Here is a 21,804-nt window from a genome sequence, read left to right as displayed (position 1 = left end):
CGGAGGTTACCGTTGACGCCCGTGACGACCTCGCGTCCCGGCACTGACGTACGCACAGCGGTACCGCTGAGCGGGTACACGACGCTGCGTCTCGGCGGTCCGGCGACGAGGTTCATCGAAGCGAAAACCGCCCGTACGGTGGTCGACGCCGTTCGCGCCGCCGACGAAGCGGGCGAACCGCTGCTGGTACTCGGCGGCGGGTCGAACGTCCTGGTCTCTGACCACGGCTTCAACGGCACAGTCGTCCATGTCGCCACGAAGGGCATGACCGAGGACTGCACGACCCCCGGCCTGGTCCAGCTCACCGCCGAAGCGGGCGAGAACTGGGACGACGTCGTGGCCAAGACCGTCGCGGCGGGTCTCGGTGGCCTTGAGTGCCTGTCCGGCATCCCCGGCCTGGTCGGCGCCACACCGGTGCAGAACGTCGGCGCGTACGGCGTGGAGATCTCCGAGGTGCTCGTGTCGGTCGACCTGCTCGACCGGGCGAGCGGCGAAGTCCGCACGCTGACGGCCGATCAGCTGGGACTGGCCTACCGCACGAGTGTGCTGAAGGGCACAGACCGTGCGGTCGTCCTGCGAGTGCGGTTCGAACTGGCTGACACGGGCTTGTCCATGCCGATCCGGTACGCCGAACTCGCCAACACCCTCGGCGTCGTGCCGGGCGAGCGCGTGCCCGTCGACCGCGTCCGGCAGTCCGTGCTGGACCTGCGGCGCGGGAAGGGAATGGTCCTCGACGAGGACGACCACGACACCTGGAGTGCGGGCTCGTTCTTCACCAACCCGGTGCTGCCGCACGACGAGCTGCAGGAAGCCCTGGCCCGGATCGCCGCGCAGGTGGGCGCGGACGTGCGGATCCCGCAGTACCCGGCCGACGGCGGCGGGAAATTGTCCGCGGCCTGGCTGATCGAGCGTGCGGGCTTCGCGAAGGGGTACCCGGGACCAGGGAACCGTGTGTCGCTGTCGCACAGCCATACGTTGGCGTTGACCAACCGCGGCGACGGCACGACGGCGGACCTGCTGTCGCTGGCCAGGGAAGTCCGCGACGGCGTGCACAAGGTGTTCGGTGTGCAGCTCGAGGCCGAGCCAGTCTTGGTGGGGGTCACACTGTGACCCAAAGCAATGTGGCGCAGCTCACTTTAAGCACACCGGTTGCCCTTTGGTGCGTCTTTACAAGTAGATGGCAGAAGACATAGACGGAGGTTGACGTGCGGGCAGGGCGAAGAACGGTCATCAGTGCGTTCCTGCTTTCCGCCGCACTCGCCGTTGCCAGTTGCTCGACGACCGAGCCCGGCAACCCCAACGCCGTGGGCGAGGCTCCCGCAGACGGTGAGACCCGCCCGGTCGCCAAGATCGTCGCCGATCCGGCCGGTGAGGCCAAGAACGTCGAGGTCCTCAAGCCCGTCAAGTTCACCGTCACCGACGGCACGCTGACCGAGGCCACGCTGACCAACCCCGAAGGCAAGAAGGTCGCCGGCGAGATCGCCCCGGACAAGCTCAGCTGGACCAACACCGAGAAGCTCGGTTACGGCAAGACCTACACGTACACCGCCAAAGCCAAGGGCAGTGACAACAAGGACGTCGAGCTCAAAGGCAGCTTCACCACCATGACCCCGGCCAAGCAGGTCAGGGCCACGCTCAACCCGGTGGACAACGCCACGGTCGGCGTGGGCATGCCGATCAGCGTGAAGTTCGAGACCGCGCCGCAGGACAAGGCCGCCGCCGAGAAGGCGCTGAAGGTCGAGACGTCGCCGAGCAAGGTCGAAGGCTCGTGGGCGTGGCTGTCGGCGACCCAGGTCGACTGGCGGCCCAAGGAGTACTGGCCGGCCAACACCGAGGTCAAGGTCTCGGCCAGCCTCTACGGCGTGAACTACGGCAACGGCTACGGCCGCGCGGACGTGACCAGCAAGTTCAAGATCGGCCGCAACCAGGTGCTGAAGGTCAACACGCCGGACCACAACCTCAAGGTCTACCGGGACGGCAACCTGACCGCGACGTACCCGGCGAGCAACGGCAAGGACGCCGACCCGAACCTGAACACGCCGAACGGCACCGTCATCGTGATGGCCAAGGAAGAGGTCGGCGACTTCTCCAACCCGCGCTACGGCTACACCAACGTCAAGAAGAAGTGGGCCGTGCGGATCTCCAACCACGGCGAGTTCATCCACGAGAACGAGGAGAACCGCGCCAACATCGGCAAGGCCAACACCTCGCACGGCTGCGTGAACCTGTTCGAGGCCGACGCCAAGGCGGTGTTCGACTCGGTGCTGATCGGCGACCCGGTCGAGGTCACCGGATCCAAGGCAGCCTTCCCCACGACTTCGGACGTCAATGATTGGCTGTTCTCGTGGGACAAGTGGAAGAGCATGTCGGCGATCAAGTGACCCTGCACCAGGTCACCGGTGGAAACGGGGTTCGCCTCGCGGTCCGCACAGCCGGGCCGCCCGGCGCACCAGCGATCGTCCTGCTGCACGGCTGGGCCCAGTCCAGCGCCGCGTGGTCGGCCCAGCTGGCCGACCCTCGACTGACTTCGAAGTACCGCCTTGCCGCCCTTGACCTGCGTGGACATGGCTACTCGGACGTGCCGGACCCGGTGAACGGGTACGCCGACCCCGACGCGTGGGCCGACGACGTCGCGGCCGTGCTCGACCTCGTCGGCAGGCCGGTCCTGCTGGTCGGCTGGTCGTACGGCGGCGCCGTGATCACCGACTACCTGCGGGCGTTCGGCGACCAGGACCTCGCCGGGATCGTGTTCGCCTCGGCCGCGGTGGAGGTCGGCCGGGATCGCCCTGGCGCCGGACCGGGCACGGCGATGCGGGCGGTCGTGCCGTACGTGAACCTCGAAGACCTGGACATGGCCGCCCGGGGTTTCACCGAGTTCGTCCGGGGCATGTCTGAGGCACACCTGCCCGGCGAGCTGAGCCAGCGGATTGTCGGCGACGCCCTGCGGGTGCCGTGGGAGGTCCGGCGAGCCATGTTCCGGCGGGATTTCGACAGCTCAGGGGTGCTGCAGCTGATCACAGTGCCGACCTTGGTCGCGCACGGCCAGTTGGACGCCGTTGTCGAACCGGCTGTGGCGCAGTACACAGTCGGGAAGATTCCAGGGGCCGAGTTGCGTTGGTTTCCCAAGACCGGGCATATGCCCTTCGCCGAACGCACTGAGGAGTTCGACGGGATGTTGCTGGAGTTCGCCGATCGGGTCATGGGGGCCTCGGAGTGACTCGCTGGCTTCGGCCACCCCGCCGCGTCGCGCTGCTGTCGGTGCACACTTCGCCGCTTGAGCAGCCTGGGACGGGCGACGCCGGTGGCATGAACGTGTACATCGCGCAGACCGCGACCCGGATGGCCGAGCGCGGCGTCGAGGTCGAGGTGTTCACGCGGGCTACCTCATCCGAGTTACCCCCGGTGGCGGAGTTGGCGCCAGGGGTTCTGGTCCGGCACGTACCCGCCGGGCCCTACGAAGTGCTCGACCGCAGCGAACTGCCCGCGCAGTTGTGTGCTTTCACCGCGGCGGTTCTGCGGACCGAAGCGAACAACGAACCTGGGTTCTACGACCTCGTGCACTCGCACTACTGGCTGTCCGGACAGGTCGGCTGGCTGGCTCGGGACCGCTGGGGCGTCCCGCTCGTGCACACCGCGCATACGTTGGCGCGGGTGAAGAACGCGGCGCTGGCAGAAGGGGACACGCCAGAGCCGAGGGTTCGCGAGATCGGCGAGCAGCAGGTCGTCGACCAGGCGGACAGTCTCGTGGCCAACACCGAGATGGAAGCCAACGACCTGATCTGCCAGTACGACGCCGACCCGGCCAAGGTCAGCACGGTCTCACCAGGCGTCGACCTCAGGCAGTTCACCCCCGGCTCGCAGCTGGAGGCCCGGGCCGCACTGGGGATCGCGCTTGACGCGACGGTTTTCGCGTTCGTCGGCCGGATACAGCCGTTGAAGGCGCCGGACGTGTTGCTGCACGCGGCCGCCGAACTGCTGGCGCAAGGCCGGGTCGACCGGTCGAAACTGGTCGTGCTGGTCGTGGGCGGGCCGTCGGGCACGGGCCTTGAGCAGCCACGTGCGTTGCAGGATTTGGCCGTACAGCTGGGAATCCAGGACGTCGTCAGGTTCCTGCCGCCGCTGCCAGGACCAGCGTTGGCGAAGGTCTACCGTGCGGCGGACGTCGTCGCGGTGCCGAGCCACAACGAGTCGTTCGGGCTCGTCGCGATCGAGGCGCAGGCGTGCGGCACGCCGGTCGTCGCGACCGACGTCGGTGGCTTGCGAGTCGCGGTGAACGACGGTGTTTCCGGGCTGTTGGTGTCCGGGCACTCGTCGGTCGACTGGGCGAACGCGTTGGCTCGATCCGCTGAGCTGCGCGGGAAGTTGTCCGTTGGGGCACTCAACCACGCGCGTGCGTTCTCGTGGGACCACACCACCGACGAGCTGATCGGTGCGTACATGCGCGCTGCGGTAACGTTCCGGGAGGTGCAGGAGCGGGCGGAGGTGGCGTCGTGACCGATGTGGACGAGGTAATCAAGTCCACTTTGGACGAGCGGGAGATCGCCTACGACCGGCCGGAGCCCGGCAAGTTCTTCGTGACCCTGCCGGGAACCAAGAAGCTGCAGACCAACTGCTGGCTGATCGTCGGCGAGCACGCGCTCGTGGTCGAGGCCTTCGTCTGCCGCCGCCCGGACGAGGCGCATGCGGACGTGTACCGATTCCTGTTGCGCCGCAACGCGAAGCTCTACGGCGTGCACTACACGATCGACGGTGTCGGCGACATCTACCTGCTCGGCCGGATCGGTCTGCACGCGGTCACCACGGACGAACTGGACCGGCTGCTCGGCCAGGTCCTCGAAGCCGCGGACGGCGACTTCAACGTGCTGCTGGAGATCGGCTTCGCCACGTCGATCAAGCGCGAATGGGAGTGGCGGACCTCGCGCGGCGAGTCGCTGGCCAACCTCAAGGCGTTCGAGCATTTGGCGAAGCCGGACAGTGACCAACGGGTGTCTGACTCGTAACCCGGTCCGGACAACGACTCTCCCCACTCTTTCCGTCTCAGCTGCATGAGCAGACGAAAGAGTGGCTTATACATCTCTATCGCCGGGGCGGCTCTGCTTCTGGGGTTGACCGCCTGTTCGAGCAGCGGTGGTGACATGACCAGCGCGGGACACCAGGCCGCCGCGCCCGTGCCCGCGAAACCGAACAGCGCAGGCGGTAGCGGCGGTGTCGCGAAGGAGGCGCCCGCGCAGAACGCGCAGCCGCCTGCACCGGTCCAGGACCGGATGCTCGTGCAGACCGCGCGCATCGAGATGACCGTGAAGGCGATCTTCGACGCGGTCAGCGGCGCCCGTGCGATCGCGACGACCAACGGCGGCTTCACCGGGCAGGAGGAATCCCGCAACGACAAGGCGTCCATCACGCTGCGTATCCCGTCGGACAAGTTCGACGCGGCGTTGCGGCAGCTCGCCGACCTCGGCACCATCAAGTTCCAGCACAAGCAGGCCGAGGACGTCACCGAACAGGTCGTGGACCTCGACTCGCGGCTGCGCACGCAACGTGAAAGCGTGGCGCGAATGCAGGCGCTGCTTGCGAGAGCGTCAAGCGTCAGCGAGATCGCACAGATCGAAAGCGAGCTCACCCGCAGGCAGAGTGACCTGGAATCGTTGCAGGGCAGGCGGGACACCCTCGGCGGCAAGGTCGCACTGTCCACTGTGACACTTCAGTTGACACAGGAGAGCGCGCCACCGGTGCCGGTCGAAGCGGCCACGGGTGGCGGGTTCTTCGACGGGCTGTCCGACGGTTGGGGTGCCTTCGGGGAATTCTTCACGGTGACTACGCGTGTCCTCGGCGCGATACTGCCTTTCCTTGTCGCCCTCGGCATACCCGCCGGTCTGTGGTTCTACTTCCGACGCAAGCGTAGGAAAGCCGCGCGGCCAGTTACGGAAAGTGTTTGAAGTAAGGGCGTTTCACAGGATGGCCCGAGCGAGGGGGAGTCGCGTTCTCGAGCCATCCTGTGACACAAATCCCGCACCGTACGCGTGGGGCGGGGGGCACCCCAGCGTCCCCAGCGGGGTGCGGCTCGACAGGGGAGACGAGCCGCAGTCTGCTTCTGCCGACCGGGGAGTGCGTGGGAGCCGGTCGGTGGAAGCTTTGTCAACTTGGCAGAGTCATGCGATGACTTCAAGCCTGCCGCTTAACCCATTCGGGTTTTAACCTGGAAAACGAGTCACAGTTCTATTTCGGACTCGGTTCGCTGGACAACTGGCTGTGGGCGGGTGCGCCGAAAGGCCTTGCCGACGCGCACCTGTTCGGGTGAAACCCGGCCGGTCTGGCAGGCTCTCCGGTATGGCAGTCGGAACCCTGGTGTTGCTCCGCCACGGCGAGAGCGTGTGGAACGCACAGAACCTGTTCACCGGTTGGGTGGACGTACCCCTGTCCGAGAAGGGCGTCAAGGAGGCCGAGCGGGGCGGGCAGTTGCTGCGCGACGCGGGCATCCTGCCCGACATCGTGCACACATCGTTGCTGCGGCGGGCGATCTCGACCGCGAACATCGCCCTCGACGCGGCCGACCGGCACTGGATCCAGGTGCGCCGGGACTGGCGGCTCAACGAGAGGCACTACGGAGCGTTGCAGGGCAAGAACAAGAAGCAGACCCTGGACGAGTTCGGCGAGGAGCAGTTCATGCTCTGGCGCCGCAGCTACGACACCCCGCCGCCGCAGATCGAGCTTGGCTCGGAGTTCAGCCAGGACGCTGACGCACGGTACGCCGACATCGAGGTGCCGCGCACGGAGTGCCTGAAGGACGTCGTCGCCCGGTTCCTGCCGTACTGGGAGTCGGCGGTCGTGCCGGACCTGCGCGCGGGCCGGACCGTGCTGCTGGCCGCGCACGGCAACTCGCTGCGCGCACTGGTCAAGCACCTGGACGGGATCGACGACGAGACGATCGCCGGCCTGAACATCCCGACCGGCATCCCGCTGCGCTACGACCTGGACGACGAGTTGAAGCCGACCAACCCGGGCGGGACGTACCTCGACCCGGACGCGGCCGCCAACGCGATCAAAGCCGTGGCCAACCAGGGCAGGTAGTCGGTACGGTCCGATCAACGCCAGTCATCGGAGGAGGTGAGGGCCGTGTCTTCAACGTCGATTGCCATGCGCTCCCACCTCGTCCCGGCGTTCTGACCCGGGAGCGCGATTCCCGGAAGGACCCTTCATGACCGACCTGGTCATCCGCGCCCTGAACAAGGGCGAAGAGCACCTGTTCACCGGCTACGCCCAGCCCGACGTGGTCGGCTTCGCGATCTTCGGCCGGACCTACGCCGACTACCTGGCGAAGAACGAATACCGCCCCGAATGGACGTGGGTGGCGCTGCGCGGCGACCGCGTCGTCGCGCGCGCCGCCTGGTGGGGCGGCCCAGAAGACCCGTCGCCGATGACACTCGACTGGTTCGACTTCGAGGACCCCGCAGCAGGCGAGGCCCTTTTGAAAGCCGCCCCGTTCCGCGTCGAATACTGCCTCGCGCTGCCCCCATCCTGGCGGGACACACCTGAGGCGGCCCAAACCCGGATCGACGTGGCAACGCGGGCCGGCATGAAGCCGGTCGTCGAACGCCTTCGCTACACCTGGACCCCGGCCAACGGCCTGCCCGAGCGGCCAGGACGCCTCGAATTCCGCGCCGAACCGGACGACGAAGTGATCGTCGAGGTCCTCACCGCGATCCAACGCGGCAGCCTGGACGCACACAAAGTGGCCGACCTGAAGCGAATGAGCCCAGAGCAAGCAGCCCGGTCCGAACTGGAAGACCTCAAATGGTTCCCGGGCCCCCGCGAATGGTGGAAGCTCGCATACACGCCCTCCGGTGAACTGGTCGGAATCACCATCCCGACCAAGAACTACGCCAGCCCAGTCGTCGGCTTCATCGGCGTCGTGCCCGACCAACGCGGCCACGGCTACGCCTACGACCTACTCGTCGAGTGCACGCACCTGCTGGTCGAAGCGGGCGCCACGCAAATCCAGGCCGACACGGACGTGACCAACTTCCCAATGGCGGCGAACTTCAGGCGCGCGGGCTACCCAATCACCCAGGAACGAGTGTTCATGGACTTCTAGAGCAGCCCGAGCCCAAAAGAAGGCGCGCCCTAACCAACAGCGAAGGCGCGCCAGAAGCACAGTGAAGGCGCGCCCGGAGCACGAAGAGGCGCGCCAAAAGTGGTAGTCGGCGCGATTTTGTGTGGAGTGGCGCCGCAAATAAGCTTGTCGGCGGGGCAGGGCCGCAGGTCCTGCCCGCTTTCCCTGCCTTTTGCGGCGCAGAGGCTCCACACCAAATCGCGCCGACCAGTCACAGGAGCGCGCCGAAAAGAACCACAGCGCGCGCCGCGGCGACCCAAGAGCGCGCCGAAGTAGCCACAGAGCGCGCCGAAGGCGACCAAAAGCGAAGCCCCCACCCCAAAAAGGACATCCCCCACCACTCCCGGGGGGACGACCCCTGGCCAGTCTACCGGGGATAAGGCCTGGTCAAAGGGGTTACCGGGCCGTTGTGGACAACCGGATTTGCCGATGATCCCTTGGGCTCGGTTACAGCAGGCCCAGCTCCCGAGCCCTAGCCCCAGCCTGGAACCTCGAACTCGCCCCCAACGTCGCCATCAGCTCATCCACCCGGCGCCGGTAAGTCCGTAACGAGATCCCCATCGCCCGAGCCGCCCCCATGTCCGAAGCGCCCGAAGCCAGCAGCTCGAGGATCCGCGGCGCGACCACCCAGAGCTCCCCGTAAACCCGCTCATACTCCGCCAAGTCCGTCGACTGGCTCCAGACCGTGTTGAACAACGTCAACGCGCCCTGAACCACGCCGGGGATCCAGACGACCGTGAACGTCCGGTCACTGCCTGCGAGGATCGCCACCCGCCGGTCGACGATGATCGTCTCGTTCAGGTCGCTCGTCGTGATCCGCACCTGTACGCCTGCCGCGGCCACGTGCCGGGCGTGCTGTGCGCTGGTCGGGTCGAGCAGGACTCCCGGCCGGTAGAGCTTGCGGATCTTGCCCTGTGTCGGGGGCTGGTTGTGCGAGGCCCACGTGCGCACATCGCTTGCGGCGAAGGTCACTTCACGGGCTTTGTCGAAGAGGTGCCACGTGCGCTCGTACAGCTCGCGGTGCCCGCGTAGCACGACGACTCCAGCACGTGTCTCCATGAGGCTTCTGAGTCTTGTCTCGCCGACCCCGCTACGTCAACGGCCGGTCTTTTGGACACGATTGGGTGAACTGAGATTGACCTCCGGGCGAACATCGCGCCGAACGGTGTCGCGGGGATCACGGAAGGGCTCGTCGGACTAGTACAACCGGCCCCTCACCTGCTTACCATTCGGCTGTGACCGCATCGGCCTACCTGGCCTTGTCGATCTGCGTGCTGCTGATCGGCGGCATTGTCGGTTACTTCGTCGGACGGGCTCGCGGCCGCAAAACGGTGAGCAAGCCGACCGGTCCGACGGTGGCCGATCTGATCCAACGCCTCGTCCTCGACTCCCGTAACGGCATCGCCGTCGTCAACCCCTTCGGGGGAGTCGTGTTGTACAACTCCCGCGCCGCCGAGCTCGGCGTGGTGAGCAACAACCGGCTGGACGACCGGGCGCGTAAAGCCGCCGAGGGCGTGGCCGAGACAGGCGAAGCCGTCGACATCGACCTCACCCCCGTCGAGAGCAGAGGCAGACAGCCCGAGGCCGTTCGTGCGGAGATCCGCCCGCTGATCGACGGGTTCACGGTCGTGGACGCGGCCGACGAGTCCGAGGCTGTCCGGCTGGAGGCCACCCGGCGTGACTTCGTGGCCAACGTCAGCCACGAGCTGAAGACGCCGGTCGGTGCGATGGCGCTGCTCGCCGAGGCCGTGCTGGACGCGGCCGACGACGTCGAGCAGGTGCGCCGGTTCGGCAGCAAGATCCTGCGCGAGGCCACCCGGCTCGGCACGCTGGTCACCGAGTTGATCGCGCTGTCCCGGCTGACCGGCGCGGAGAAGCTGCCCGAGCTGAACTCGGTGGACGTGGACGCGGTCGTGCAGGAAGCCCTCGGCCGGGCCACGCTCACGCTGGAGTCCAGCGGTGTGGAGATCGCCACCGACGAACCCAGCGGCCTGCTCGTCGACGGCGACCGCACGCTGCTGGTCACCGCGTTGAGCAATCTCCTGGAGAACGCCGTCGCGTACTCATCGCCCGGCAGCCCGGTATCGATCAGCCGCCGCATGCACGACGGGTATGTCGAGATCGCCGTGACCGACCGGGGCATCGGCATCGCCGACGAGCACCAGCAGCGCGTGTTCGAGCGGTTCTACCGCGTCGACAAGGCGCGCTCGCGGGTCACCGGCGGCACGGGCCTCGGCCTCGCGATCGTCAAACACGTCGCCGCCAACCACGGCGGTGAGGTCAAGTTGTGGAGCAAACCGGGGACGGGCTCCACGTTCACCCTCCGGATCCCGGCACGACGGGTGAACGGAGACAAGGTTCTCGCGCGCATACCCGCGCCGGGTGCGGAAATCAAAACTGGAGGAGCGCTGTGACGAGGGTTCTCATTGTCGAGGACGAGGAGTCCTTCGCCGACCCGCTTGCCTTTCTGCTGCGCAAGGAGGGCTTCACCGCGGCCGTGGCCTCGACCGGCCAGCAGGCGCTTGAGGAGTTCGACCGCAACGGTGCGGACATCGTGCTGCTTGACCTGATGCTGCCGGGCATGAGCGGCACCGACGTCTGCAAGGCGCTGCGCCAGCGCTCGGCCGTCCCGGTGATCATGGTGACGGCCCGGGACAGCGAGATCGACAAGGTCGTCGGCCTGGAGCTCGGCGCGGACGACTACGTCACCAAGCCGTACTCGTCGCGTGAACTGATCGCGCGCGTGCGCGCCGTGCTGCGTCGCGGCGGCGAGGGCGGCCCCGAGGGCGAGCTGCTTCCGCAGGTGCTGGCGGCCGGTCCGGTGCGGATGGACGTCGAGCGGCACGTGGTGACCGTGGACGGCGCCGAGGTGTCGTTGCCGCTCAAGGAGTTCGACCTGCTGGAGTACCTGCTGCGCAACGTCGGCCGGGTGCTGACCCGCGGTCAGCTGATCGACCGGGTGTGGGGCGCGGACTACGTCGGTGACACCAAGACCCTGGACGTGCACGTCAAGCGGCTGCGCTCGAAGATCGAGCCGGACCCGTCGTCGCCGCGCCACCTGGTCACCGTGCGTGGCCTTGGGTACAAATTCGAGTCCTGACGAGCATGTGCCAGGCGGGCCGGTACAACCGCCAGGTAACGTTTCGGTTTATGCGCCTTGGCGTACTCGATGTCGGCTCCAACACCGTCCACCTGCTCGTGGTGGACGCGCACCGGGGTGCCCACCCGCTCCCGGCACGCTCCGAGAAGACGGTGTTGCGGCTCGCCGAGCGCATAAACAAAGCGGGTGACCTGTCGAAACACGGTGCGGACGAGCTGGTCCGCACCGTGGCGACGGCCAAGAAGTCGGCAGCCGACCTTGGCTGCGAAGAGCTGATGGCGTTCGCCACATCCGCGGTCCGTGAGGCCGACAACTCCGCACTGGTGCTGGACCGGGTCCGTACCGAGACCGGCGTGGAGCTCGAGGTGCTCTCCGGCGAAGACGAGGCGAGCCTCACATTTCTCGCCGCGCGCCGGTGGTACGGCTGGTCAGCGGGCAGATTGCTGGTCCTGGACATCGGCGGCGGCTCGCTCGAGCTCGCGGTCGGCCGGGACGAGAGCCCTGACCGGGCGATGTCCGTGCCGTTCGGGGCGGGCAGGCTGACCCGCACCAGGTTCCGCAGCGACCCGCCGAGCCGCGACGAGATCGCCGAGACAGCAGGCTGGCTGGAAGATCAGCTTGCGCCGGTGGCCAAAAAGATGCTCAAGTACGGCGAACCCGATCGGGTGGTCGCGACATCCAAGACCTTCCGGTCACTGGCCAGGTTGACCGGTGCCGCGCCATCCTCTTCCGGACCACGGGTGCGCCGGGTGCTCACCGAGGCCGGCCTGCGCCAGCTGCTCGCGTTCATCTCCAGGATGTCCGCGAGCGATCTGGCCGAGCTGGAGGGCGTGAGCGCGAGCCGGGCGCATCAGCTGGTCGCGGGCGCGCTTGTGGCGCAAGCCACGATGCGTGCGTTAGGACAGCCGGAACTGGAGATCTGCCCGTGGGCATTGCGCGAAGGTGTCATCCTGCGGCGGTTGGACCAGGAACCGAAATGACGGCGCGGAGCACTGGACTGTCGCGCCCGTATTGGGCACGGTGGAAGAGATGACACGAGGAGAGGAAGGGCCGGAGCGCACTCAGCGCACGGTGGCCGAGCTGCTGGCCAAGTACGGCAACAGCTCGGAGGAAAGCACGCCAAGAAGGCGTCGCCGCCGTGCCGATGACGCCGAGGAGACCGCTCCCCAGGCCATCATCGAGCGGGTCCTTTCCGACAGCGGGAACCTGCCGAGGATCCCCGCTGAGGAAGCACCGCCTCCCGCGGAGCGCAGGCAGGCCCCGGCCAGCAGACATCGGCCTACGCCCAACCCGCAGCAGTCTTCGGCCCAGCTGCCGAAGCCGGGCCAGCAGTCCTCGGCTCAACTACCGAAGCCGCAACCAACGCCGCCGCCACCTCCTCCCCAGGCCGCGCAGCCGACCCAGCGGCAGATGCCGCCCGTCGCGCCGCCGCCCGAGCGCCGCGCGCCGACCGAGCAGCGCAGGTTGCCCCAGAACTCCCAGTCGATGCCCCGGCCGAAGCCGCAGCCGCAGCAGAGCGCGCAGTGGCCAACGCCACCTCCCGGTGCCGCGCCGCCCCCCACCGCGGAGGCAGGCGGTCTGGCCGCGCGCTTGGACGGTCGGCAGGACAGCCGCAGTGACATGCGTCTCCCCGCAGTCGAGCCGCCGCAGCGGATGCCGATCGAGGGCGTCACCGAGCAGATGCCCCGTATCCCGGACGAGCCGCCGCCCGGTCCGGGTTCGCGCACGGGCCAGCACCCGGCGCCGCACCGCGTCGCCAGGACCCAGCGGTCCATGCAGATGCCGCAGCCCGCGTTCCCGCAGCACGAGCCGGACGAGCAGGACAACTACCCCACCGAGTACCACGGCTTCGAGCCGGTCGCCGCAGGTGGCGAGGCCACGCAGTACGTCGAGGGCCTCGAACGCGAGGACGACGAGCAGTACGACTCCCGCCCGTCGATGCCGTCCATCGAACTCGACCGGCCGGTCGCCGACGACGACTTCGACGACGTGGACGAGCCGGAGCAGGAGGAGAAGTCCGGCTCGCCGGTCAAGGAATGGCTGTCCATGGCCGGGCAGCTGGCGATCGGCGTGATCGGTGGTGCGGCGCTCTGGCTCGGCTTCAACTGGCTGTGGGGCCAGCTGCCCGCCGCGGCACTGATCGTCGCGCTCGTGGTGATCGTCGGCCTGGTCTGGGTGGTCCGCAAGATCCGGCGCGCCGACGACCTGCAGACCACGATCCTCACGGTGCTCGTCGGCCTCGTCGTCACGGTCTCGCCGGCAGCCATGCTGCTGCTCGCCAGATAGTGGCGCCCATCCAGGTCGGACTGTCCACGGCATCGGTGTGGCCGCAGAACGCGGCCGCGGGTTTCCAGATCGCCGGGGCGTTGGGCTACGACGGCGTCGAAGTGATGGTCTGGGCCGACGCGATCAGCCAGGACGTCGACGCGTTGCGCCGCTGCGCCCGTAACCACGGCGTGCCGGTCCTTGCCGTGCACGCGCCGTGTCTGCTGATCACGCAACGGGTTTGGTCACCCGACCCGGAAGTCCGTTTGCGCCGCGCTGTCGAGGCCGCGATGGACCTGAATGCTCCGACCGTCGTCGTGCATCCGCCCTTCCGCTGGCAACGTCGTTATGCCGACAAGTTCAGTGACTTGGTGGCGTCACTTGAAGACGAGTCAGGCGTGGCGATCGCGGTCGAGAACATGTTCCCGGTCAAGCCGTTGGCCCGAGCCAGAAGCGTGTCGGCGTTCAAACCGTCGATCGACCCGACCGAGGCAGGACACCGGCACTACACCATCGACCTCTCGCACACAGCGGCGGCGCAGGAAGATGCACTGGCGTTGGCGAAACGCATGGGCACAGGCCTGAAACACGTGCACCTGGCGGACGGCACCGGCCTGCCCCGCGACGAACACCTGGTACCAGGCCGAGGTAATCAACCGTGCGCGGAACTCCTGGAAACGTTGACAGCAAACGGTTTTGACGGCCAAGTAGTGCTGGAGACCAACACCCGCAGCGCCCGGAACCCCGCCGAGCGCGCCAAGGATCTCGCCGAGGCGCTGCTTTTCGCGCGCCTGCACCTCCACCAGGGCAACAACGACGCCGTCGAGAGCGAAGCGAGCGAGAGCAGTCGATGACTGGTGGCGATGCCGTCGACGTTCGCCCAGTTGCGTGATTGACACTAGATCACCTGCGTGCACAAGGGATACGGCCCGAAATGATCTTGCTACGTGGTCGTAGAGTCTGTCCGTGCACCCGCTGCGATCGCTGATCCTGGCGGCGGCCGGCAACGACGCGATCCGTCGTGTGGTGGCCACCGCTCCGGTCAGCCGAGACGTCGTCCGGCGGTTCGTCGCGGGCGAGCAGACGGCCGACGCGATCGCCGTGACACGTGAGCTCGTCGCGTCCGGACGGTCGGTCACCCTGGACCACCTCGGCGAGGACGTCACCGACGCCGAACAGGCCGATCAGAACGTCCGCGCCTACCTCGAACTGCTCGACGCGCTGCACGCCGAGGGCCTCGCGGCCAGGGCCGAGGTCAGCGTCAAGCTCTCGGCGGTCGGCCAGAAGCTGGACGAACGGCTGGCGCTGGCCAATGCGTCGCGCGTATGTGCTGCCGCTGAACAATGTGGCACGACGGTCACCCTCGACATGGAGGACCACACCACCACCGATTCGACTCTGCGTGTGCTCGCCGAGTTGCGCCGCACGTGGCCGTCGACCGGCGCCGTACTGCAGAGCTACCTCCGCCGTACGTTCGACGACTGCAAAGCTCTCGCCGGTACCCGGGTCCGGCTCGTGAAGGGCGCGTACGCCGAACCGGAGTCAGTCGCGTTCGACGAGCACGAGACTGATTTGAGCTATGTGCGGTGTACCAACGCTCTCCTCGCTGGTGATGGTTACCCGATGTTCGCAACCCACGATCCCCGTCTGGTGCGTATCGTCGCTGAACGGGCACGTTGGTACGACCGGAAGCCGGGAACCTACGAGTACCAAATGCTTTTCGGAGTCCGGCCAGACGAACAGCGCCGGCTGGCGCGGGAGGGGGAGACAGTGCGGGTCTACGTGCCCTATGGATCTCAGTGGTATGGCTACCTGATGCGCAGGTTGGCCGAAAGACCCGCCAACACAACGTTCTTCGCGCGTGCACTGGTCAGCCATTCGTGAACGGGCGAGGAAGCAACGTGATCTCGTTCAGTACAGCCGCTGCCATCCGTCCACTTGGTGATGGCACCTTCACCGCCGAACTGCCCGCCGAATGGACCGTTGGCGGCAAGCCGCACGGCGGTTTTCTGCTCGCGCTGCTGGCCAAAACCGCAGTCGCGTTGCACACCGGCAACGGCACGCCCTTGGTGGATCCCCTCGCGGTCAGCGCGCAGTTCCTGCACTCGCCCGGTGTCGGTCCCGCATTGCTGCGCACCGAGGTCCGCAAGACCGGCAGGCAGGCCACTGTGGTCGCGGTCAACCTCGAACAGCGCGGCCGTAGCTGCGTCGAGGCCGTGATCACCACGGGCCGGTTGCCGCGCGACCGTGCCGCGTGGACAGATCTGCCGAACCAGCCCGCCGAGCCGCCAGGCAACGCCATCGACATCTCGACTTTGCCGTCGGCGTCGATGTTCCGGCTGACCGAGGGCTGCGACGTGCGCCTCGACCCGTCCGGTGCGGGCTTCCTGCACGGGCATGTGGGCGACCCGTTGCGGCTACGGCTGTGGGCACGGCCGCGCGGTGAGCACGCGGACCCGTTGTTCGCGCTCGTCGCCGGGGACATCTCGATGCCGGTCACGTTCAACCTCGGCCGCATGGGGTGGTCACCTGCCGTGCAGCTGACGGCGCTGCTGCGGTCGCGGCCCGCGCCGGGGTGGTTGCGTATCCAGGTCGACTGCCGGGCCGTACATGGTGCGTGGTTCGACTCAGACGCCACCGTGGTCGACTCGACCGGGCGTCTGGTGTGCCAGGCACGCCAGCTGGCCCTGACAGCCACAACGGGCTGATCTGGCACGCTTACGGGTCATGACGACCATCGCTGTGCTGGGGGCGGGCAAGATCGGTGAGGCGCTGCTGTCCGGGCTGCTGTCCGGCGGGCGCAGGCCGGAAGAGCTGATGTTCACCGAGCGCTACCAGGAGCGCGCGGCCGAGCTGACCAAGCAGTACGGCATCCGCGCGGTCGACGTCCCCACCGCGGCCGCTGAGGCCGAGGTCCTCGTGGTCGCGGTGAAGCCACAGGACATCGATCCGGTACTGGACGACCTCGCGCCGGTCGTCAGCGACCGCAATCTGGTCGTCTCGCTGTGCGCCGGTCTGCCGACGACGCTGTACGAGCGCAAGCTGCCCGACAGCGTGCCGGTCGTGCGCGTGATGCCGAACACGCCGATGGTCGTCGGCAAGGCGATGAGCGTGATCTCCGCGGGCAGGCACGCCCAGCCCCGGCACCTCGAACTGGTCGAAGAGCTGCTGTCCACCGTCGGCGAGGTCGTCCGGGTGCCCGAGGCCCAGCAGGACGCGGTGACCGCGCTCTCGGGCTCCGGCCCGGCGTACTTCTTCTACCTGGTCGAAGCCATGATCGACGCGGGCATCCTGCTCGGCATCCCGCGCAACGTGGCCGAGAAGCTGATCATCCAGTCGGCGGTCGGCGCGGCGGCCATGATGGCCGAGACCGGCACGCATCCGGTGATCCTGCGTGAGGCCGTCACGTCCCCGGCAGGCACGACGATCATGGCCATTCGCGAGCTTGAACGCCACGGCGTGCGCGCGGCTTTGCTCGCCGCGATCGAGGCGGCGCGGGACCGTTCCCAGGAGCTCGGCAAGGCTCACGAGGACTAGCGGCGACGCCCTTCACTCGGCGTGTCGGGGCGCTGGCATGCACCAACGCGTTTGGCGGGTCGCATGTGTCACACGTGTCCCGCTACTCTCTTGAGAAGCACGTGCGTGTCGATACTGTCGATGGGGAAGATCGGCAGCGCGACGCGTGGCTAAGGACGCGTGAACCATGCCGACCAACAACAGAAGTGAGCCGACTTCGATCACCCAGGTGCAGTTCCTGACGGTGGCCGAGGTGGCCAAGATGATGCGGGTCTCGAAGATGACCGTGTACCGGCTGGTGCACTCCGGTGAGCTGCCGGCGGTGCGGGTCGGGAAGTCGTTCCGGGTACCGGAAAAAGAAGTCCACAACTACCTCGAGAACGCGTACTTCGACGCTGGATGAACAACGACGGCGGCCGCCGGGTAAACTCGGCGGTCGCTCGTGCGTGTGCCCCGATCGTGGCCCTGCGCGGTAGTGACCCACCAACAGACAAGGCAAGGAACCCGTATGGGCTCGGTTATCAAGAAGCGACGTAAGCGCATGTCCAAGAAGAAGCACCGCAAGCTGCTTCGCAAGACTCGTCACGCGCGTCGCAAGCAGGGCAAGTAACCGGCTTGAGCCGATCGGGTGAAACCTCTGGAAACCCGTGTGACCTGCGTTAACAGCTCGTATCTCCGGACGGGTTTCGGCCCGGCGGGCGAGTAGGCTACCGGCGGTCAGTACGCCTGTAGAGGGGATCGAATGACGCCCAAGGTCGTCTTGGTCACCGGAGCAGGCGGGTACGTCGGAGCGCATCTGGCCGCACGCCTCGCCGCCAACCCGGATATCGAACGAGTGCTCGGAGTGGACACCGCTCCGCCCGCCAAGGATCTGTTGAAGTCCATGGGACGGGCGGAGTTCGTCCGCGCCGACATCCGCAACCCGCTGATCGCCAAGGTCATCTCCTCGGCACGGGTGGACACGGTCGTGCACGCCGCGACCACGGACAGCCCGCCGGGACCGGCCCGTCGCACGGCGGTCAAAGAGATGAACGTGATCGGCACCATGCAGCTGCTGGCGGCCTGCCAGCGTTCGCCGCAGGTCGGCAAGCTCGTGGTGAAGTCCAGCGCGGCGGTTTACGGTGCGGGTGCCCGCGTCCCCGCCGTGTGCACCGAGGACATGGCGCCGAAGGACATCTCCAGCAGCGGGTACGCGAAGGACGCGGTCGAGGTCGAGGGATATGTGCGCGGCTTCGCACGCCGTCGTCCGGACGTGCGCGTGACCACCATGCGCCTGACGAACATGATCGGCCCGAGCATCGACACCGTGCTCACGCGGTATTTCGCGTTGCCCGTCGTACCGACTGTGCTCGGCTTTGACGCACGAGTCCAGTTGCTGCACCCCGAGGACGCGCTCGCTGTGCTCGAGCGCGCCACCACAACCGACCGCCCCGGCGTGTACAACGTCGGCGGGGACGGTGTGCTCACTGTTTCCCAAGCGATTCGACGGGCCGGGCGTGTCGCCGTGCCGGTGCCCCGGATCGCGATGCCCACTGCCGCGCGTGTGTTCCGTAGCGCGCGAGTCGTGGACTTCTCGAACGACCAGATCCAGTTCCTGAACTACGGCCGAGTCGTGGACACCACCCGGCTGAAGAAGGATTTCGGCTTCACACCGCGGTGGAGTACGCGACAGGCGTTCGATGACTACGTGCACGGCCGAGGCATGCACCCCGTTCTGAACCCGGAGCGCCTCGCCGTCCTGGAGAACAGGATCCGCCGAACCGATGGGTGAAAGGCTCATGCAGGAAGCCCAAGTGATTCCGCTGCGCAGCCCCGAACAACGTCGTCGGTCAAACCGCACCTTCACGGATCGCGTCGACAGCCGCCCGGTTGTCGCGCCAACTCCGTTGCGTCCCGCTCCCGAACCGGCTGGCGTGCAACAACATCTCGCCAATGCCTTGGGATTCTTGAGAAAGCGGCTGACCGGTGAGTACGCGGTAGACGAGTTCGGGTTCGACAAGCAGCTGACCGAGAACGTCATCCTGCCGCCACTGCGGCTGATCTACGAGAAGTGGTTCCGGGTCGAGGCGATCGGCACCGAGCACCTGCCGTCCGACGGCGGCGCGCTGATCGTGTCGAACCACTCCGGCACGTTGCCGCTGGACTCGGTGATGACCGGGATCGCGGTGCACGACAACACCTCACCGACCCGTTATCTGCGCATGCTCGGCGCCGACCTGGTGTTCCAGGTCCCGCTGCTCGGTGCGCTCGCCCGCAAGACCGGGCAGACCCTGGCGTGCAACGCCGACGCGGAGCGCCTGCTGACCGCGGGTGAGCTGGTCGGGGTGTGGCCGGAGGGCTTCAAGGGCGTCGGCAAGCCGTTCAAGGACCGGTACAAGCTGCAGCGGTTCGGCCGGGGCGGGTTCGTCTCCGCCGCGTTGCGCACCGGTGTGCCGATCATCCCGGTGTCGGTGGTGGGCGCCGAGGAGATCTACCCGAAGATCGGGGACCTCAAGCCGCTGGCGCGGCTGCTCGGCTTCCCGTACTTCCCGGTCACGCCGACCTTCCCGCTGCTCGGCCCGCTGGGTGCGGTCCCGCTTCCCTCCAAGTGGTACATCGAGTTCGGCGAGCCGATCAGGACCGACCAGCACGATCCGGCCGACGCCGACGACCCGATGATCGTGTTCAACCTCTCTGACCAGGTGCGGGAAACGATCCAGCAGACGCTGTACCGGTTGTTGGCCCAGCGTCCGGGGATCTTCCGAGGCTAAAAGAAACCGATCGCGTAACTGTTGTTCTCCCCGATTCGTTAATCGGGTGTGGACAGCGGACCGCGTGACGACCAGGCCGAGCGCTTTGCTCGCGCACTGGAGTCCGACGCTGCCGACGGGGAGTTCGAGCGCGAACTCGCGATCGTCGCCGCACTGCGCGATCTCGGGGGCAACCCGGACATCGGCCCGGACGAGCAGGCCCGCAAGCGGATGTTGGCCAAGGCCACGCCCGCGGTCAGCTCACGCCGGAGCCGGTTCCTCGTCGCCATGGCGGCGGCCGTGGTCCTGGTGTTCGCGCTGGCCGGGATGAGCCTGCTGCTGTCACGTGACGCATTGCCCGGCGACACGCTGTACGGCATCAAGCGCACGGCCGAGGCCGCGTCGCTGGGCCTGACCTTCGGCGACGAGTCCAAAGCGCTCAAACACCTCGAGTTCGCCAACGCCAGGATCGGCGAGATGGAGACCTTGGCGCAGCGGTACGTCGACCCGGCCGATGTCCCGGTCGGCGGCTACCTCACGGCCCTGACGGACTTCGACACCGATGCCGCGCAGGCGTCCCGCCAGCTGATCGCCTCGGCGACACGTGCTGACGTGCAGCAGCTCAATTCCTTGCGCCAGTGGACCGTGCAGCAGAACGCACGGCTGGCCGCGTTGATCCCGCGTTTGCCCACGCAGGCACAGTCGCGGTCGGAGATTTCACGGCAACTTCTGGACAAGATCACCGAACGGGCGACCACGTTGCTGGGTCGTGCCGACTGCTACCAGATCACCACCGGCAGCTCCGACGACGTGGGCGCATTGCCCGCCACGGACGAGTGTCACCGCGACACCGCTGCCACCGTTGCGCCCGGTGCCCCGAGCGCGCCCGTAAAACAACCCGTGCCACCACGAGTGCAGGCGTCCTACACCACACCGCCACCTGTCTCCACGGCGCCGACACCGCCCGTCACAGCCGCTCCGCCGGCGGTTCCGTTGGTGCCTGCTCCGGTGCCGCCGACACCGACCGTCCCGGTGCCTTCCGTGCCGTCCCAGCCGCAGCTCCCGGTGCCGATTCTGGAAGTTCCGCCCCTGCTGCCCGGACTCCCGGCGATCCGCGTCGGGTGAGACCGTTCGGGTCAGTACCCTGTCTGGATGGGGGTAACTCGCGAATTCCCGGAGGCTCGGTGGTGACCCGCAGGCGCGACAAGGACAGGCAACCGGAGCTCGAGCGGCTGGCCGCGCTCGCCGGTGCGGCGTCCGCCGACGCCGCGGTCGCGATGGAGACCGACGCCGCCCCGGTCACCGGCCCGCCTGACCTGACGGCAGCCGCGTTCTTCGACGTGGACAACACGATGATGATGGGCGCGTCGATCTTCCACTTCGCCCGCGGGATGGCCGCGCGCAAGTTCTTCACCACCGGAGACCTCGCCCGCTTCGCGGTTGAGCAAGCCAAGTTCCGCCTGCTGGGCAGCGAAAGCAAGGAAGGCATCCGAAAGAGCCGGGAAACCGGCCTCAGCTTCATCGCCGGCCACAGCGTGGACGAGATGCGGGCGCACGGCGAAGACATCTACGACGAGCTGATGGCCGACAAGATCTGGGCAGGCACCCGAGCACTGGCCCAGATGCACATGGACGCCGGTCAGCGCGTCTGGCTCGTCACAGCGACACCAGTGGACCTCGCCGCGATCATCGCCCGCCGCCTCGGCCTGACCGGCGCACTGGGCACGGTCCTCGGCAGCGAAAACGGCGTGTACACGGGCAAGCTCGTCGGCGACCTGCTACACGGCCGAGCCAAGGCACACGCAGTCCGCGCGTTGGCCGCCCGCGAAGGCTTGGACTTGCGACGCTGCACGGCGTACTCGGACTCGGTGAACGACGTGCCGATGCTGTCCGTCGTGGGGACAGCGGTGGCGATCAACCCGGACGGCGAGCTCAGGGACGAAGCCCGCAAGCGCGGCTGGGAGATCAGAGATTTCCGCACGGGTCGCAAGGCCGCCAAGATCGGCGTTCCTTCGGTCCTGGGTGCCGGAGCTATCGCGGGCGCGATCGCCGCGGGTTTGGCTTACCGACGGCGGGTCTCCTGA

Annotated in this window: 23 protein-coding genes; 22 read left to right on the top strand and 1 reads right to left on the bottom strand. The window is 67.5% G+C overall.

Annotated elements, in window-relative coordinates; genetic code table 11:
* Nucleotides 1-12: 12 nt before the first annotated feature.
* From B9C43_RS13700 to B9C43_RS13665, 8 genes are all read left to right on the top strand, one after another.
* Nucleotides 13-1,110: a UDP-N-acetylmuramate dehydrogenase gene (locus B9C43_RS13700; protein ID WP_407657102.1), complete on the top strand. Its 1,098-nt coding sequence runs from the start codon at nucleotides 13-15 to the stop codon at nucleotides 1,108-1,110.
* Between the two features lie 95 nt (nucleotides 1,111-1,205).
* Entirely contained in the window at nucleotides 1,206-2,381 is a 1,176-nt protein-coding gene (locus B9C43_RS13695; RefSeq protein ID WP_084426552.1) for a L,D-transpeptidase, read from the top strand.
* Entirely contained in the window at nucleotides 2,354-3,217 is an 864-nt protein-coding gene (locus B9C43_RS13690; RefSeq protein ID WP_235038593.1) for an alpha/beta fold hydrolase, read from the top strand. The genes B9C43_RS13695 and B9C43_RS13690 overlap by 28 nt, the downstream gene beginning before the upstream one ends.
* Complete coding sequence (mshA, locus tag B9C43_RS13685; RefSeq protein ID WP_235038592.1) at nucleotides 3,214-4,494, top strand: D-inositol-3-phosphate glycosyltransferase; 1,281 nt, start codon at nucleotides 3,214-3,216, stop codon at nucleotides 4,492-4,494. Before B9C43_RS13690 ends, mshA begins: the two co-directional genes overlap by 4 nt.
* Nucleotides 4,491-5,000: a type III secretion system chaperone family protein gene (locus B9C43_RS13680; protein WP_084426549.1), complete on the top strand. Its 510-nt coding sequence runs from the start codon at nucleotides 4,491-4,493 to the stop codon at nucleotides 4,998-5,000. Before mshA ends, B9C43_RS13680 begins: the two co-directional genes overlap by 4 nt.
* 135 nt (nucleotides 5,001-5,135) lie before the next feature.
* Nucleotides 5,136-5,936, top strand: a complete 801-nt coding sequence (locus tag B9C43_RS13675) for a DUF4349 domain-containing protein (RefSeq protein ID WP_235038591.1) — start codon at nucleotides 5,136-5,138, stop codon at nucleotides 5,934-5,936.
* 391 nt (nucleotides 5,937-6,327) lie between these two features.
* A complete protein-coding gene (locus B9C43_RS13670; protein WP_033391454.1) occupies nucleotides 6,328-7,068 on the top strand; it encodes a phosphoglyceromutase in 741 nt (246 codons plus the stop codon).
* Nucleotides 7,069-7,195: 127 nt separating this feature from the next.
* Nucleotides 7,196-8,092 carry a GNAT family N-acetyltransferase gene (locus tag B9C43_RS13665; RefSeq protein WP_084426544.1) on the top strand — a complete coding sequence of 299 codons (897 nt, stop codon included), beginning with the start codon at nucleotides 7,196-7,198 and terminating at the stop codon, nucleotides 8,090-8,092.
* Nucleotides 8,093-8,557: 465 nt separating this feature from the next.
* On the opposite strand, the gene B9C43_RS13660 is transcribed toward B9C43_RS13665, so the two are convergent.
* Nucleotides 8,558-9,169 carry a helix-turn-helix domain-containing protein gene (locus B9C43_RS13660; RefSeq protein ID WP_084426542.1) on the bottom strand — a complete coding sequence of 204 codons (612 nt, stop codon included), beginning with the start codon at nucleotides 9,167-9,169 and terminating at the stop codon, nucleotides 8,558-8,560.
* Between the two features lie 218 nt (nucleotides 9,170-9,387).
* On the opposite strand from B9C43_RS13660, the gene B9C43_RS13655 reads away from it, so the two are divergent.
* The 14 genes from B9C43_RS13655 (at nucleotide 9,388) to B9C43_RS13595 (ending at nucleotide 21,804) form a co-directional block, all read left to right on the top strand.
* A complete protein-coding gene (locus B9C43_RS13655; protein ID WP_084428097.1) occupies nucleotides 9,388-10,524 on the top strand; it encodes a sensor histidine kinase in 1,137 nt (378 codons plus the stop codon).
* Nucleotides 10,521-11,210: a response regulator transcription factor gene (locus B9C43_RS13650; protein WP_037265452.1), complete on the top strand. Its 690-nt coding sequence runs from the start codon at nucleotides 10,521-10,523 to the stop codon at nucleotides 11,208-11,210. The genes B9C43_RS13655 and B9C43_RS13650 overlap by 4 nt, the downstream gene beginning before the upstream one ends.
* Nucleotides 11,211-11,260: 50 nt before the next feature.
* Nucleotides 11,261-12,190, top strand: a complete 930-nt coding sequence (locus tag B9C43_RS13645; protein ID WP_084426539.1) for a Ppx/GppA family phosphatase — start codon at nucleotides 11,261-11,263, stop codon at nucleotides 12,188-12,190.
* Nucleotides 12,191-12,239: 49 nt separating this feature from the next.
* Nucleotides 12,240-13,496 carry a hypothetical protein gene (locus B9C43_RS55550; protein WP_051898193.1) on the top strand — a complete coding sequence of 419 codons (1,257 nt, stop codon included), beginning with the start codon at nucleotides 12,240-12,242 and terminating at the stop codon, nucleotides 13,494-13,496.
* A complete protein-coding gene (locus B9C43_RS13640; protein WP_200825591.1) occupies nucleotides 13,493-14,329 on the top strand; it encodes a sugar phosphate isomerase/epimerase family protein in 837 nt (278 codons plus the stop codon). The genes B9C43_RS55550 and B9C43_RS13640 overlap by 4 nt, the downstream gene beginning before the upstream one ends.
* Before the next feature lie 112 nt (nucleotides 14,330-14,441).
* Nucleotides 14,442-15,359, top strand: coding sequence for a proline dehydrogenase family protein (locus tag B9C43_RS13635; RefSeq protein WP_084426533.1), 918 nt, complete (start codon nucleotides 14,442-14,444; stop codon nucleotides 15,357-15,359).
* 20 nt (nucleotides 15,360-15,379) lie between these two features.
* A complete protein-coding gene (locus tag B9C43_RS13630) occupies nucleotides 15,380-16,183 on the top strand; it encodes a thioesterase family protein (protein WP_185845850.1) in 804 nt (267 codons plus the stop codon).
* Between the two features lie 19 nt (nucleotides 16,184-16,202).
* Nucleotides 16,203-17,012: a pyrroline-5-carboxylate reductase gene (proC, locus tag B9C43_RS13625; RefSeq protein WP_084426531.1), complete on the top strand. Its 810-nt coding sequence runs from the start codon at nucleotides 16,203-16,205 to the stop codon at nucleotides 17,010-17,012.
* Nucleotides 17,013-17,178: 166 nt separating this feature from the next.
* On the top strand, nucleotides 17,179-17,394 hold the full coding sequence (locus B9C43_RS13620) for a helix-turn-helix domain-containing protein (RefSeq protein ID WP_033393879.1): 216 nt from the start codon (nucleotides 17,179-17,181) through the stop codon (nucleotides 17,392-17,394).
* 105 nt (nucleotides 17,395-17,499) lie between these two features.
* Nucleotides 17,500-17,601 (top strand): 30S ribosomal protein bS22, encoded by a 102-nt coding sequence (locus tag B9C43_RS13615; protein ID WP_076993459.1) that lies wholly within the window; start codon nucleotides 17,500-17,502, stop codon nucleotides 17,599-17,601.
* A 132-nt stretch (nucleotides 17,602-17,733) separates the two neighbouring features.
* A complete protein-coding gene (locus tag B9C43_RS13610) occupies nucleotides 17,734-18,762 on the top strand; it encodes an NAD-dependent epimerase/dehydratase family protein (protein WP_084426528.1) in 1,029 nt (342 codons plus the stop codon).
* Nucleotides 18,755-19,741: a lysophospholipid acyltransferase family protein gene (locus tag B9C43_RS13605; protein ID WP_143446314.1), complete on the top strand. Its 987-nt coding sequence runs from the start codon at nucleotides 18,755-18,757 to the stop codon at nucleotides 19,739-19,741. The genes B9C43_RS13610 and B9C43_RS13605 overlap by 8 nt, the downstream gene beginning before the upstream one ends.
* Before the next feature lie 48 nt (nucleotides 19,742-19,789).
* Nucleotides 19,790-20,845, top strand: coding sequence for a DUF5667 domain-containing protein (locus B9C43_RS13600; RefSeq protein ID WP_084426525.1), 1,056 nt, complete (start codon nucleotides 19,790-19,792; stop codon nucleotides 20,843-20,845).
* A gap of 62 nt (nucleotides 20,846-20,907) precedes the next feature.
* On the top strand, nucleotides 20,908-21,804 hold the full coding sequence (locus B9C43_RS13595) for an HAD family hydrolase (RefSeq protein WP_033393883.1): 897 nt from the start codon (nucleotides 20,908-20,910) through the stop codon (nucleotides 21,802-21,804).

It is taken from the genome of Kibdelosporangium aridum (genome assembly GCF_900176515.1).
In the GTDB taxonomy this organism is placed as follows: Bacteria; Actinomycetota; Actinomycetes; order Mycobacteriales; family Pseudonocardiaceae; genus Kibdelosporangium; species Kibdelosporangium aridum.
The sequence above is the reverse complement of the archived record's forward strand: the minus strand, read 5'-3'. Positions and strand labels throughout refer to the sequence as shown.